Annotated in this window: 10 protein-coding genes; all 10 read left to right on the top strand. The window is 62.8% G+C overall.

The annotated features are described in order from the left end of the window. Positions 1-6: 6 nt before the first annotated feature. The 10 genes from AC15MQ_RS07090 (at position 7) to AC15MQ_RS07135 (ending at position 15,502) form a co-directional block, all read left to right on the top strand. Entirely contained in the window at positions 7-996 is a 990-nt protein-coding gene (locus AC15MQ_RS07090; protein ID WP_483079741.1) for an NAD(P)H-dependent glycerol-3-phosphate dehydrogenase, read from the top strand. A gap of 181 nt (positions 997-1,177) precedes the next feature. Further along, entirely contained in the window at positions 1,178-2,311 is a 1,134-nt protein-coding gene (locus AC15MQ_RS07095; RefSeq protein ID WP_287663918.1) for a glycosyltransferase, read from the top strand. Between the two features lie 13 nt (positions 2,312-2,324). Further along, complete coding sequence (locus AC15MQ_RS07100; RefSeq protein ID WP_483079742.1) at positions 2,325-3,107, top strand: glycosyltransferase family 2 protein; 783 nt, start codon at positions 2,325-2,327, stop codon at positions 3,105-3,107. 31 nt (positions 3,108-3,138) lie between these two features. Then, positions 3,139-4,095: a glycosyltransferase family protein gene (locus tag AC15MQ_RS07105; protein ID WP_350497391.1), complete on the top strand. Its 957-nt coding sequence runs from the start codon at positions 3,139-3,141 to the stop codon at positions 4,093-4,095. Positions 4,096-4,239: 144 nt separating this feature from the next. Beyond that, positions 4,240-6,003 (top strand): carbamoyltransferase C-terminal domain-containing protein, encoded by a 1,764-nt coding sequence (locus AC15MQ_RS07110; RefSeq protein ID WP_483079743.1) that lies wholly within the window; start codon positions 4,240-4,242, stop codon positions 6,001-6,003. Position 6,004: 1 nt separating this feature from the next. Further along, positions 6,005-7,192 carry an O-antigen ligase family protein gene (locus AC15MQ_RS07115; RefSeq protein ID WP_483079744.1) on the top strand — a complete coding sequence of 396 codons (1,188 nt, stop codon included), beginning with the start codon at positions 6,005-6,007 and terminating at the stop codon, positions 7,190-7,192. Between the two features lie 177 nt (positions 7,193-7,369). Next, the gene (locus AC15MQ_RS07120) at positions 7,370-11,410 is read left to right on the top strand and encodes a PAS domain-containing protein (protein ID WP_483079745.1); all 4,041 of its coding nucleotides are present in this window, start codon (positions 7,370-7,372) and stop codon (positions 11,408-11,410) included. Continuing rightward, complete coding sequence (locus AC15MQ_RS07125) at positions 11,407-13,029, top strand: response regulator (protein WP_483079746.1); 1,623 nt, start codon at positions 11,407-11,409, stop codon at positions 13,027-13,029. The genes AC15MQ_RS07120 and AC15MQ_RS07125 overlap by 4 nt, the downstream gene beginning before the upstream one ends. A 126-nt stretch (positions 13,030-13,155) precedes the next feature. Continuing rightward, positions 13,156-14,052 (top strand): GNAT family N-acetyltransferase, encoded by an 897-nt coding sequence (locus AC15MQ_RS07130; RefSeq protein ID WP_483080625.1) that lies wholly within the window; start codon positions 13,156-13,158, stop codon positions 14,050-14,052. Positions 14,053-14,101: 49 nt separating this feature from the next. After that, positions 14,102-15,502, top strand: a complete 1,401-nt coding sequence (locus AC15MQ_RS07135) for a PIG-L deacetylase family protein (RefSeq protein ID WP_483079747.1) — start codon at positions 14,102-14,104, stop codon at positions 15,500-15,502. The last annotated feature ends 14 nt before the right edge of the window (positions 15,503-15,516 follow it).

Below are 15,516 nucleotides of genomic sequence, written 5' to 3' on the forward strand. Positions count from 1 at the left end.
GCGGCCATGAAAATCACCGTGTTGGGAGCGGGTGCCTGGGGTACGGCCCTGGCCATCGCCTTCAGCGCCCGCCACACCGTTACCCTGTGGGCGCGCCAGGCCGAAGTCAGAAGCGTGCTGTCCGCCGATCGCGAAAACCGCCGCCTGCTGCCCGCTCACCCCTTCCCGGAGACCCTGCGGATTGGCGACGATTTTGCCGCTGCCGCTGCCGCTGCCGATCTGCTGATCGTTGCCACGCCGATCTCCGGTCTGCGCCCGACGCTCAGTCGCCTGCGCGAGGCCGGGGTGCCGCGACCGCTGATCTGGGTGTGCAAGGGCCTGGAAGCCGAAACGGCCAAGCTGCCGCATCAGGTCGTCGCCGAAGAACTGGGTCCGCAAGCCCTGTGTGGCGCCCTGTCGGGACCGAGCTTTGCCGAAGAAGTGGCGCGCGGCTTGCCTGCGGCAGTGACACTGGCAGCCAACGACGCCGATTTCGGGCATCGCACGGCGCTGGCCCTGCATAGCCCGCATTTTCGCATCTACGCCAACGACGACCTGCCGGGCGTTGAAGTTGGCGGCGGCGTGAAGAACATCATGGCCATCGCCACCGGCGTCTGCGATGGCCTCGGCCTCGGGCTCAACGCCCGCGCGGCCTTGATTACCCGCGGCCTCGCGGAGATCGCACGCTTCGGCGTCGCTCTCGGCGGTCACCCGCAAACTTTCATGGGGCTCGCCGGCATGGGTGATCTGATCCTCACCTGTACCGGCGACCTGTCGCGCAATCGCCGCGTCGGTCTGGCTCTGGGTGCCGGCAAGACCTTGCCGCAAATACTGCGCGACCTCGGACATGTCGCCGAGGGCGTCAGCACGACGCGCGAGGTCGCCCGCCTGGCAACGCAACTGGGCATCGACATGCCGATCACCCATGCCGTCGACGCCATCCTCTATCAGGATGAACCGGCGGCGGCGGCCGTCGAGAAGCTGCTCAGCCGCGACCCGAAGATCGAGGCGAGCTAGCATAGCAAACACGATATACTCCCCACTTCTTAGAAGATTACGAACTCCCGACTTGGCACACAGGCTGATGAGAAAAGTAGCCTGCATTTCCCGTGCGGATTGAGCCTGCATGTGAAAGAAATGATAATGGGATGCGCACGTTTCTGGGTTAAGCTAATCGCGAAAACAGAAGATGATGCCGTTGACAATGTCGGCTAGTCAGCGCCGCGTCCTGCAGTTGTGCCACAGTCATGGCGCGCCCTTCGCCGACATAACCCAGCAATGGGCCAGACTGTTTGCGGACACCGGCTGGAACGTGACGACTGTTTATCTCACTGGTAATCCCGACGACGAAGTGATGCGTGCTTCGGGGGGTGATAAAGTGATTTTTTTCGGCTTCGACTCACGCGACGTGCGTGGCCTCAAGCTGCGTGCGGTGTGGAAGCTGCGTCAACTGCAGCGGGCGAATGGTTTTGTTCTGGCCGTCGCGCATCGTTTCAAACCGGTCTACACCTGCTGTCTGGCGCTCGATGTACCGGTGATTGGCGTGCACCACGCTTACGGCGACTATCGACGCCTGGGTCGGCGCCTGTTTGCTAGTGCCTTTGCTTCACGGCTGGCGCTGGCGGGCGTGTCCGATGCAGTGCGCGACGACATCCGCGAGTGCCTGCCGAACTGGCCGGCAGACCGCATTCTGACGCAGTACAATCACATTGATCTAGCGAAGCTGCAAGCAGACCTGGTGGCCAGGGACGAAGCCCGGCGCGTGCTCGGTCTGCCCGACGCGGCTTACATATTCGGCAATGTCGGCCGCCTGCATCCGGACAAGGACCAGGCCACCCTGATCCGTGCCTTTGCCCGTCTCGCGCCTCACGGGTCATTGCTGGCGATCGCCGGCCGGGGCGGCCTTGAGGAATCCCTCAAGGCACTTGCAAGAGAATTGGGCATCGCCGAACGCGTGCGTTTTCTTGGCCAGACGCCCAGTATGAGCCGCTACTTTCGTGCCTTCGACAGCTTTGTCCTGAGTTCGGACCATGAGCCCTTCGGGATGGTCCTGCTCGAGGCGATGGCTGCAGAGATCCCGGTGATTGCCAGCGACTGCGGTGGTGCTCGCGAAGTGGTTGCAGCAAGAGAGTGGCGCTTTCCGCTCGGCGCTGCCGAGGTTCTCGCCGAGCGCATGCATTCCGTCCGGGAACTGGGCCCCGGTCAACGTGCCGACCTCACGGCGGCACAGTTGACTCACCTGCAAGCCCATTTCTCGCAGGCCGCAGCGCAGCGCCAGTTCTGGGCGCAGCCCTCGGTGCAAGCCTGGGCGGGACGACTTGGCACAACCTGAAGCACCTGACAACATGGCTAGGCAGGCCTTCGAGGTAACTAGCGACGTGACCCTAGTGGTGACCAGTTGCGCGCGCTTCGAACTGCTCAGGCGCACTCTCGAGAGTTTCGCACGCCATAACACCTACCCCGTGCGCAGCTGCATTCTCACGGAGGATAGCGGCAACGAAGCGGTCTTTGATGCCCTGCCGGAAGGTTGGCGCGAACATACTCAAGTCCTCCTGAACCGACCGAAGCTTGGCCAGATCCTGTCTATCGACAAGGCCTACAGTTTGGTTACGACCCCCTACATCTTCCACTGCGAAGACGACTGGGAGTTCCACCGCCCGGGTTTTGTCGAGGACTCGAAAATCGCCCTCGAGAGCAGCGCCGACACACTACAGGTCTGGTTGCGAAGTTACTATCATGACCTGCGCATTCACAGCCCTTTCCATGGGCTCGCTGCGCGCGAGGTGCAGCAAGGGGTGGCCTTCTACCAACTCACCTCGGACAAGTCCGACTGGCAGGGCTTCTCGTTCAACCCGGGTCTGCGGCGACTCACCGACTACCAGCGCTTGGGCAGTTACGCCAGCAGCGGAGGCGAGGAAAAGGCTGTTGCTCGCTGGTACGCGCAGCGTGGCTACCGGGCTGTGATTCTGGAGAATGATGCAGTAGCCCATACGGGTTGGGAAGAGCATGTGGTAACCGCCAGTGACCGCGCCAAACGCAAACGCCGCGAACGCCTCTCCCGCCAGCGGGCGGTATGGTTCCTGTTCATTGGACTAGCGGCAGGCTGGGCCCTTGGGGTCTTCTGGTGAGGGAGTCGAAGGCAACAACCAAGGGAAAGAGATGAAGATCCTGCTACTGGTTCAGGACGAGCAGCGCGTCATTCTGGACAAACTCTACCTTGCCATCGCTGCCGCCGTGGAGGCGTGCGAGATACGCCGCCTTGACAGTGCCCAGCAGGCCAATCTGCGGCGCTATTTCCGGGATATCGACGTGCATTCGTACGATCGCATTGTCCTGTTCCTGCGCTTCAAAAAGGAGATTCGCCAGCGCCGATTCCTGCGCACGCTGCCCAATCTGGTATTCTTGGAGCACGACGCCTACCAGAACTACATCCCCTGCAAGTACCAAGGCACCTTTTCGCGGCACTACGCCGCACTGCCTTGGGTACGGGTGATCTCCTCTGGCAGTGAAGTGGTAAGGCGCCTGTGCGCGGAGGGCGTTGATGCGGTATTCGTTCCCAAGGGCTACGACCAGCAGGCAATGAGCAATCTCGGCCAGCCGCGCGACATCGAAATGGCCTTCTTGGGCAGCATCAAAAGTCAGGCCTACGAAGGTCGACGCGCTTTTCTGGAAGCTCTCAGAGAGCACGAGAACTTGCTGATTACACGAACCGCGTCAGGCGACGAGTACGTCAGGACCCTCAATCGCATCCGGTTTTTCGTCAGTGCCGACGTGGGCATGGGCGAGTACATGATCAAGAACTTTGAGGCCATGGCTTGCGGCTGCGTGCTACTCGCCAGCAATCAGGGGGCGAGCGAGAATGCCGCTCTCGGTTTCGTCGATATGAAAAATGTGGTGCTCTACCGCAGCCTCGCTGAATGCCAGAACAAGCTGCGGCAGTTGCGTGCCGATCCCTGCCTGGCCAACGACATTGCCCAGGCGGGTTGTTCCCTTGCACGAGCCAGCTTCGGCTATGACAGCATCGCACCGCGAATTGCCGAGGCGCTTCGCCCGCCCTTGAGGCAACCCGTCATCCGGAGGGTACTGGGCATCGCCTGGAGCGTTGGTTGGCAGTAGTTGCCAGTTGTGCGGCCCCCTTGCCCGATATGGTATGGCGCTAGGCCGACGTCGCAGGGCAGGAAGGATGTCATGCCGGTAATGTCTACTGATCGACGGGGTACGTCCATTGTGAGCAAAGAATTGGGGTAGGGGAACGACTGAATGTACATCCTGGGAATCCACACCGGACACGACGCCGGTGCCGCGCTGTTCAAAGATCAGCAACTGGCGGCTTTCTGCAAGGAGGAGCGCCTCAGCCGGATCAAGAACCATGGCGGCGTGTTTGCTCTGGCGTCGATCGATGAAGTGCTGCGCATAGCCGGAGTTCGGCGCGAGGAAATCGATGTAGTGGCGATGACCCGCATCAAAATTCCGCTGTCAGCCTACAAGCGCACCTCGCGTCCCGCCAAGGATTTTGTCGATCGACTGCGCGACGGCAGCCGTCTGCGTAATCTCTACCGGGAAATGTACCGCCTGGGTACGCTGGACGAGTTATCGGTAATTGACTTGCCGGCGCTGCGCCAGGCCATGCGTCTGCGCGAGGATACCTGCATCGAGTTCTGTAACCACCACAAGGCGCACATTCTCGGCAGCCTGAAGTACACCGATTGGCAGGCCGGGCTTTATCTATCCGTCGATGGCGGAGGAGACCATGCTTACTACTCGGCCTACGAGTTGAATGACGGAGAACTAATCTGCCATCTGGGGGAAGACGAGATCCTGCTGACCGAGTCCCAGAATCCCGCATCTTCGGTCGCACTGGCCTATGCCTACACGACTGCGATCTGCGGGTTCACGCCTCTTCGCCACGAAGGTAAGATCACCGGCCTAGCGGCGTTCGGGAAGCCGATAGCCGCAGACTTGATCCGCGCCCAGTATCTGATCCGCGACAACGGCCACATCGACAGCACGCTAGCCGGCGAGAGCGAACTCAAAGCGTTCCTTGAAGAGACCTTTGCCGGTATGAGCCGCGAGGACATTGCAGCGTCAATACAGGTGGCTGCCGAAGAAGTCACACTGGACTGGATCCATGCACTGCGCAAGCGCTACCCCGTCACCCGGCTGGGGCTAAGCGGTGGCCTGTTTTCCAATGTTCGGCTGAACCAGCGGGTGGCCGAACTGCCGGGGATTGAAGAGGTCTTCATTTTCCCGGGGATGAGCGACGAGGGGCTGCCGGTGGGTTGTGCCATCGAGAGCCTGCTGCGCCGGCACGGCGTGGGTGGCCTGCAGCGTCGGCGGATCACCGACCTCTATTGCGGCTTCCCCTACAGCGGTGTTGACCTGATGGAAGCCGCCGACAGCCGTTTCCGCCGACAACTGGAGCACGAGCCGGCACTGGTGGCCGCCAGACTGGTAGCCGAAGGAGGGATCGGTGCAATCTTCGCGGGTGCCATGGAACTGGGGCCACGGGCGCTAGGAGGACGCAGCATCATTGCCAGCCCCGAGAAGCGGGAAATCAACGACAGCCTCAACAGGCGCCTCGAACGCACCGAGTTCATGCCCTTCGCGCCCTATGTGCTGGATCAGGATGCCGAGTCGGTTTTTGACATTGACGATCGTAACCGTTATGCCTGCCGCTTCATGACCATCACCACCGGCGTGCGCGCGGCCTGGCGAGCCGCGATTCCAGCCGTGGTGCACGTGGATGGTACCGCCCGGCCCCAGATCGTTTATCGGAACGACAATCCTCTGTACTACGACATCCTCCTGCACTTCAAGCAGCTTGTCGGCGTGCCGTGCTTGGTGAATACCAGTTTCAACGCCCACGAGGAGCCGATCATCAATACACCCCAAGAGGCGCTGCAGGCACTCGCGGAAAACCGTATCGACTTTCTGGTCTGCAGTCGTGGGCTGGTCTTTCGGGCTCGACCGTCGTTGCCCGAGGGAACAGGATCTGAGCGTGGCGTGCCGTTTCAGGGCGCCTGAGATGGTTGCTCGAATCCGTTCATTTCTTGACGCGCACTATTTTGAAGCCGCGCTGGGATGCTTCTGGCTTTCCTTTCTGCTCCTGCCTACCGCTAAGGGAGTAAACAACGTTTTCTATGCGCTCGTGGCGTTGCCTGGACTGTTCCTGGTAGCACGCCGCTGGCGGGCGCTGCCTTGGCGTGACGTCGGCTTCCTGCTATTCCTGATCTGGCTGCTGTACAGTGCCGTCGTCACCATCGCGGCCGGACGCGGAGCCAATCTTGTCAAGGATGTCGTGTATGTCTTTCTCTTCTATAGCGTTCTGATCCTGGCAGTAGACGTGTCATGGTGGCGCTGCGAAACACTCAGAAGGGTGGCGTTCTGGCTGGTCCTGAGCTACGTTCTATATTCAAGTCTATATCTATGGCTAACCGGAGCGTATGCCTTCGGAGAACGGATAATCTGGCTGCTGGCACGCATGGAGGGCCCCATTTACACCTCGATGTTCCTGGTTTCCCTGTGGGCACTGGCGGCGGAGGACTGGCTGGCTCGCAAGCGCCACACGGAAATGCTGCTGGCGGCGGCGCTCCTACTCTTCTGTATCGTGCAGGGCCTGCAGAGTCGTACCGGCCTTCTGGGCTTCTGCGCGGTCGTGGCCTTGCTGCTGGCGCGCTGGCGCCCGCGCACCAGCGTCTGGATTCTAGCGGGCCTGGCGGCACTAGTGACGGTCTACCTTGGTCTGGCAGGCGGAATCGACACGCTGCGCACCTGGAGTTTCGTGGCCCGCGGCGACAGCATGCGCTTCGAGGTATGGTCCAAGGTGCTTGGCGAACTGCGCGAATGCGGCATGCTTTTCGGCTGCGGTTATCGCTACAAGATCCACTCTGCCCTAGCGGGTTACGACGTACCCATTGCTCACTCGCACAGCGTTTTCATCGCCCAGTCCCTGTTCGGCGGCCTTCTTGGACTGTCCCTTCTGCTGGCGATGACCCTATGGTCTCTGATCCACGGCTGGCGAACCTCCGGTTCATGGGCACTCTGTCTGGCGGCTGGCCTGATCATGTTGAACTTTGATGGCAACAACCTGATCGACAATCCGGACGAGCTCTGGCTGTTGTTTCATTGGCCACTGGCGGTGCTAATCGCCCTGAACGCCAACCGAGGACTGGCCTACGAGCAGGCACCCTCGACACCTCCCCTGAAATTGTAGTTCCTCAAAATACCGGGCATCAGCGTTCCCTGAATCTGGAATTCTTGCTTGCCTGTGACCATCGTTGTGGTTTGTACAAACCCCCATCCGCGCGTACCATCAGCCACGAGCCGCAATCGAGGCTGCACCAGCCCTTGATCGATCGCATTCTTCCGCATGCGACCACCGAGTCCAGCAATGCACGCGCCGCTTTCCATCAAGAACCTTAACCGCATCGCCGGTCTGCTGACCTTGTTGCTCGTCGCCTACGCCGCAGCAACCGTCTGGTACACCTGGGCCGACGAAAAAGCCGAAGCGCTGCGGGACATGGCGACCATCATGGAGATGGAATCCAGGGCGTTCGACAACTACTTCACGAATCTTGAACTTGCCCTGAAAGGTCTCGGCGACGACTTGAGCCGCGAGGGCGAGCGGATCGACCTCGACCGCGCCTATGTCCTGGTCAGGAAGTTCCACGACCTGCATCCGGAGTTGTACAACGTCACCCTGATCCAGGCCGATGGCACAGTCCTGTTGACCGCCAGGAACCCGCCACGCACGGTGCATGCCACCCTGGCCGGGGAAACCTCATTCATCCATTTCGTCGACGCTGTCGCGCAGGGACAGCTTTTCGGCATCGGCCGGCCGTTGCTGGCCAAAATCAACAATGTGGTGATCGTCCCCGTGCGCCATGCGATCAAGGATCGCCAGGGCAAGCTCGGCTACATCGTCAGTGCCAACCTGCCGCATGAGCACCTGCAGTCGTACTGGGTCGATTCGCCCCTGACGGCCAGGGCGGCGGCCATCGGGCTGATTCGCGACAGTGGTTTCCTGTTGAGCCGTTACCCGGTGCCGGCCAATCTGACGCTGGATCAGATCTACGGAGTCCCGAGAACCGGCGCCCTGATTCATCACCTGCAACAGCAGGGCTTCCCCGAGCGCGGCTACGTGGAAGGTCCGAGCAGCCTTGACGGGCCGGATTTCCTGACCGCGTTTCGCCGCCTGCCGACGCATCCGCTGACGTTGTTCATTGCCATGCCGCTGTCGGAGATCCGCACGGCCTGGTGGCGAAGGGTGAGTGGCACCGGTTTTGCGTTGCTCTTGCTGTTCGGCGGCGGCTTTACCGTCTACCGTGACGCCTTGCGCCGCCAACGCGCCTGGGATATCGAGGACCAGCGTTTAAAAGATGCACAGCAGCAAAGTGAAAGGCGCCTTAGATCCATCATCGAAGCCCTGCCGGTACCGACAGTGATCAGTGACGCGCAGCACAACGTGACGTACGTCAATGCCGCATTCACCACGGCTTTCGGCTACCCGCAGCGGGAGCTGCCAAGCCTGGCAGAATGGTGGGTACGGGCTTGTCCCGACCTTCAATACCGGCAGTCGGTCCTGGACACCTGGTACGCCCGTCTGGCCGGTCTCCGAAGCCATGCTGCGCCTTCGCAAGCACTGGAAGTGCAGGTCACGACGAAGCGCGGTGAGCGACGAACGGTCTTGACGACGATGTCACTGCTCGCTTTGCCGCACGATGGGTCGCACCTGACAACGTGGTACGACATCACCCAGCGCAAGGCAATGGAGACGCTACTTGCCGACCGGGAGCAGCACCTCGAACTGGCGCTGGCCGGGGCGGCCATGGGTACCTGGGAATGGGTCGTTCCCAGTGGTGAGTTGCGATTCAGCGCGCGCTGGGCCACATTGCAGGGATATACGCTCGAGGAGTTGCCCCGGCGCATCGAAAGCTGGGCAACGCGTGTTTTTCCGGACGACTTGCCGCTGGTCAGAGAGCGTCTGGACCGCCACCTGAAAGGGGAAACGCCGGACTACGAGTCCGAGCACCGGCTACTACACAAGAACGGGCACTGGGTCTGGGTACTGGCCCGCGGCAAGGTTGTCGAGAGGGATGGCGCCGGCGAGCCGGTGCGGGTCATGGGCATTACCTTCGACATTACCGAGCGCAAGCGGCTTGAGGCCCAACTCCTCGCGTCGGCGCGCGAGATCGAAGACCTCTACGACCATGCGCCCTGCGGCTATCACTCCGTGGGGCCCGACGGGATCTACCTGCAAATCAATGCCACGGAACTGGCCTGGCTGGGATACCGGCGGGATGAGGTGGTGGGAAGGATGACGCCCGCCGATTTCCTCACGCCCACCGGTCGGACACTGTTCGAGCAGATGTTCCCGAGCTTGAAGAATGAGGGCCAGGTCAAAAACCTGGAATTCGAACTGGTTGCCAGGAACGGCTCGCTCCGGCAGGTCAGCATTTCGGCGACGTCCGTCAGGGATGCCGACGGCAGCTTCCTGATGAGTCGCTCGGTAATGTTCGACATCACCGAGATCAAGGACCTGCAATCCCGGATGCAGCAACTGCTGATCGAGCAACAGGCCCTGCTTCACCAGTTGGAAGCCCAGCGCTGGCACCTGCAGAACATCGTCGACGGTACCCGCGCCGGGACCTGGGAGTGGAATGTCGAGACCGGCGAATGTGTGGCCAACGAACTCCTGGCGCAGATGGCGGGCTATACGCTGCAGGAGCTGGCGCCTCTCTCGATCAGGACCTGGGAGAGGCTGATCCATCCGGACGACCGCGAGCTATCGGCCAGATTGCTCGACGGATATCTCGCCGGTGAACTCCCGTATTACGAGTACGAGGGTCGCGTGCATCACAAGGATGGCCACTGGGTATGGGTGCTGGTGCGCGGGAAAGTGTCGCAATGGTCGACGGACGGCAGGCCGCTGTTGCTGTCCGGCACGCATCAGGACATCTCGGCACAAAAACAGAACGAGGCCATGCTCGAAGCGGCGCGACTGCAGGCGGAGGCTGCCAGTGTTGCCAAGAGCCGTTTCCTGGCGACGATGAGCCACGAGATCCGGACACCGATGCATGCCATCCTCGGCATGGCACAGATGCTGCAGGTGCCCGGCCTGGACGAGAGCCGGCGGCAGGATTACGCGCGCATTGTCCTGAATTCGGGGCAGGCGCTACTGGCCCTGCTCAATGACATCCTGGACACCTCTAAGATCGAGGCCGGCAGCATCGAACTCGAGTCCGTCGCCCTGCGGCCCCGCGAGATCCTCGATGATACGCAGATGCTGTTTTCGGAAGCCATCCACCAGAAAGGTCTGCGTTTCGCATCCGAATGGAGCGGCCCGGCCGCACAACGCTACCTGGGCGACCCCTATCGCCTGCGCCAGATGCTCGCCAACCTGCTCGGCAACGCCGTCAAGTTCACCGAGCAGGGCCGGATCCAGCTCGCGGCGCGCGAGCTGGAGCGCGATGCAACGACCGCGGTGCTCGAATTCTCGGTTTCCGACACCGGCATCGGTATTCCGCAAGACAAGCAGCAGGACCTGTTCCTGCCATTTGCACAGGCCGATACCTCGACGACCCGGCAATACGGCGGCACCGGACTCGGCCTCTCGATCGTGAGCAGCCTGGCGAAGCAAATGCATGGTGAGGTCGGAGTCGAGAGCGAAGTGGGGCGTGGTTCGCGCTTCTGGTTTCGCCTGCGTGCGAGACTGCCGGCTGCGGGCGGGGATGGCCCTGTGGAGGTGCGGTACGAGCCCTCCCCGCCGGCGGCAAGACCCACGCAAATGCTCGCGCGGGTGCTGGTGGTGGACGACAGTCGCAGCAGCCGCAAGGTCATTGAAGCCATGCTCAACACGCTCGGCTTGAGCGTGGTCATGGCCGAAAACGGGCAACAGGCGGTGGATGCCTGCCTGCGCGGCGAGGCTGCGGATCTGGTTCTGATGGACCTGCATATGCCGGTGATGGACGGTTATGATGCTGCCGTGCGGATCCGGCGCTGGGAGGTCGAGAGTGCACAACCACGGCATCCGATCATCGCCTTGACGGCCGATGTCAAGGACGAAAATCGTCAGCGCTGCCTGACGGCCGATATGGACGATTTTCTCTGCAAACCGCTGGTGGTCGATACGCTGGCGGCGACCCTGGGCAGATATCTGCCTTCGGCCGCCACGGCTTCACAGATTCCGGCGCCCAGGGCCGTTGATCCACTGCGGATCGCGGCCCTGCTCGGCGAGCTCGAAGTCTTGCTGGTCGAGGGAAAATTCGATGCCGTCGGCTGCTTCAGAAGCTTGCAGGAAGCGGTCGCGGGGACTGAACTCGCTGCCGAACTCACAGAAACCGGACGCTTGCTGGCTGAAGTCCGTTTCGACCTGGCGCTCGGTGAGCTGCGCAGGGTTGCCGCTGCCCAAGGCTGGAGGAACAAGACATGAGCAAGCCAAGACCCAGGATTCTCGCCATCGATGACACACCGACGAATCTATTGACACTTGGCGCCGCGCTGGAAGCGGACTTCGATCTGCAGATCGCCACCTCGGGAGCGATGGGTCTGGCCATGGCCACGAAGGCGCCACCCGATCTGATCCTGCTCGACGTGATGATGCCGGAGATGGATGGCTACGAGACCTGCCGACGGATCATGGCCTCGCCGGCGCTGCGGACGATCCCCGTGATCTTCATTACCGCACTTGCCAGGATCGAAACCGAGAGTGCCGGCCTGACCCTGGGTGCCGCCGACTACATCACCAAACCGATCAATGTCGAAATCACCCGCCAGCGCATCCGCAACCTGCTCGAACGGGAACAACTGCGGAAGGAAGTGGAACTGCACCGTGATCACCTCGAAGAACTCGTGCAGGCTCGTACGCTGGCCTTGTCGGTCGCCAAGGAAGCGGCCGAAGCAGCGAACAGGGCCAAGAGTTGCTTCCTGGCCAACATGAACCACGAACTGCGCACGCCGCTGACCGGCATGATGGGCATGAGCGAACTGGCCCTGCGCCGCGCCACCGACCCCCGGCAGAAGGACCAGTTGACCAAGGCCGTGCTGTGCTCAAGGCGTCTGCTGGCGATCATCAACGACATTCTCGACATCTCCAGGATCGAAGCCGAGCGTCTCACCCTCGATGCGGTCGACTTCGAGGTCGGCAGGATCCTGGGGCAGCTCGATCACCTCATGACACGACAGGCAGCCGAAAAGGGTTTGCTGCTGAGCGTCGAAGTGGCGCCGGAACTTGCCCGGCGAACGCTGCATGGTGACGCCCTGCGCCTGGGGCAGGTCCTGTTCCACCTGACCAGCAACGCCATCAAGTTCACGGTCGCAGGCTCGGTCAAGGTGAGCGTGGCCGCGACCGATGAGACCGCCGCCGCCGTCCTGTTGCGTTTCGAGGTACGTGATACGGGCATCGGCATCTCGGCTGCGGACCAGGCGCATCTGTTCACGCCCTTCGAACAGGCCGACGCTTCCCTCGCCCGCATCTATGGTGGAACCGGACTGGGTCTCGCGCTCAGCAAACGGCTGGTGCAGGCGATGGGCGGCAGCATGGGAGTCGACAGCCAGGTCGACGTGGGCAGCGTCTTCTGGTTCACCGTCCGACTGGGCAAGGCCAGGCACGTCGTTGATGCGGCGGACCCACATTCCGCGCCTTGTGCGGAACTCGAACTATTCACCCGCCACGCCGGAGTACGTGTCCTGGTGGTTCAGGACGACCCGATCAGTCGCGAGATCGCGAAGGATCTGATGCAGGACGCCGGGCTCCGCGTCGATCTCGCCGGGGATGGCCTGGCGGCCGTGGAGATGGCACGGCAAACTGACTACGCGTTGATTCTGATGGATATCCAGATGCCGAAGATGAACGGGGTCGACGCCGCCCTGGCAATTCTTGCCTTTCCAGGACGGGAACCGCCGCCGATCCTGGCCATGACGGCCAGCGTCTCGCCCGAGGACAAGGCGCGCTGCCTGGCGGTGGGAATGCAGGACATCATCACGCAGCCCCTTGACCCGGAGAGGTTGTTTACCACCGTGCTGCGCTGGCTGAACCGGCGCAGCACGTAGAACGGTCCATTGCTGTTTTCCGGAATCGCCGAGGATCGATCGACGCATGGGGCAGGACGAGCAGTCAGCACGCGACAGCAGGATGAACACGGCGGCCGCCCGCCGGAGCCGGCGGTTGGGCACACCATGTTGAGCCGGCTGCGTGCCTGGCGCGAGCGCGGCTGGACAGTCATCGACGCCGCGGCCTATGCTCAGGCCTGGCAGCGCTTCGGTGGCAGCGTCGCGACGCACCCGGTCGTCGTCGAGCGGCTGGCTGCGCTGGCGCGCATTCCGGTGCGTTACCTGGGCTGCTTTGCCGACGGCCAGTTGCTGGCGGCAATTCCCTGTTGGGGACGGCATCTGGCGCTGTCCAAGGAGGTCCTGAAGCAGCGCGGCCAGCGCGGTCTGTTCGATCTGGGCAACGCCGAAGTCATCCTGCCGATCGCCGAGCAGGCCAGCGTCACGCTACGCTGGCGCATGCACTACCTCTCCGAGCTGAATGCCGGGCGCGTCAGTCGCCCGACGCCGCAGCCACAAGGCCTGGCGCTGGCGCGCGCGCCCGAGGAATACTCGAAGAAGTTCCGCTACAACCAGCGGCGCGAGTTGCGTCTCCTCGAAGAGGCGGGCGGGAGCCTACGGCCGATGCTCGACTTTTCCGCGCCCGAGCAGGCGCGCATTTACGCCGATCTGTTCGAACGCCGCTGGGGCTTTGCGGCACGCGGCGAGGCACACCTGAGCGAGGTTTTCGCCCTGCTGCGCGAGTTCATGACCGGCTCGGTGCTGTTGCGTCATGAACAGCCGATCGCCATCCAGATTCTCTACCGCGTCGAGGCGCCCGGATGGATTTCTCTGGAATACATCAACGGCGGCGTCGACCCGCAAAGCAGTGCGCTCAGCCCCGGCAGCGTACTCAGTTTCGTCAACACGCAAGCCGCCTGGGAAGATGCGCGCACGCGCGGCAAACCGCTGCGCTATTCGTTCGGTCGAGCCGACCGCGAATACAAGGACCGCTGGTGCCATCGCGTGCCGGCCTATCAAATCTAGCAAGCACGCCCGGCAAGGCGCCGGCTGTGCCCGTCGTTCGGGTTCATCGATGAGTTCACGCAAACAGCAATTGTTGTCGCGCCACCGCCGCCGGAAACGTCTCCTCCTGGCATTGTCGGCGCTGGCGCTCGCCGTCCTCGGCTTCGGCGTCGGCTGGGGACTGCCGGCGCTGCTGCTGCTGTTCGGCTGGGTCGCACATGAGGCGTGGTTTGCCGACCACCTCTTCTATTCGCCACAAGACGACTACCAGTACCGCTTCCCGGCCGACGCGGCGCGACAGGAGGTCGCGCTTGACGACGGGCGGCTGCGGTTGAGCGCGCCGCTGCCAGCAGCAGAGACGCTGATTCTCGAACTGGATCTGCGCAGCACCTGGCTCGGTCGCTGGCTTGACCCACAGGTCCTGTTCGCTGACGATCGGCAGGATTTCGAGCGCGCGGTGCGTGGTCGGCGTTTCCTGAACCTGTCGGGGCAGGCCGGGGCGCTCGGCCGGGGCGAGCTGCGTATGCGCGGCCGCTTCTGCCGCCTGCCGGCGACCGCCACCTTGTACGCCATGCCGCACCCGGATTACGCGCAACGGCGCGTGATGGTCATCGCCCCGCATGCCGACGACGCCGAGATCGCCGCTTTCGGCCTCTACAGCCGGGCCGCCGCGGTCTGTATCGTGACCCTGACGCAGGGCGAAATCGAGGCCCGTGACTACCAGCGCCTGGGACTGGCACCCGCGCAGGCGGCGCGGCTGAAGGGGCGTCTGCGCAGTTGGGACAGCCTGGCGGTGCCGCTCTGGGGTGGCGTGCCGCAGAGCCGCTGCGTGCAACTCGGTTATTACTGCCTGCAGTTACCGGCGATGCTCGGCGAACCCGACCAGATCTTTGCTTCACGCGAGTCGGGCGAGGCCGATATTCGCAGCGTCCGCCGCCACAATCCGCTGCCCCTGCCGGGCGACGCCGACGGCCTGCCGAGCGGACGCAACCTGCTGGCCGACCTGGTGGCCCTGCTCGAACACTTTCGCCCCGAAGTCGTCGTTACCCCGCACCCGCAGCTTGACCCGCACGCCGACCATGTCGCGGCGACGCAGGCGCTTCACCAGGCCTTGCCGCAGTCGCGCTGGCAGCCGGAGATTGCCCTGCTGTACGCCAATCATCTGCACGACAACGACCGCTGGCCGATGGGTCCGGCCGGCTGCGGCATCGCCTTGCCGCCGGCGTTTGCGTCGCTGTCGGCCGATGCCCTGTGGAGCCCGCTGCTGAGTACCGCAGCGCAACTCGACAAGGCCATGGCGCTGGCCATGCAGCACGACCTGCAGGCTCGCCTGCCGTTCAAGAAGCGCCTGCGGCGCATCATCCAGCAGCTTCTGGCCGGTCGGCGCTGGCCCGCCAGCGGGGACAACGAATTCTTTCGCAAAGCCGTTCGCCGCCATGAACTGTTCTGGGTACGCCGTTTCGACGCCTGAGCGGCCGGGCTCGT

Source organism: Candidatus Accumulibacter propinquus, from assembly GCF_056856495.1.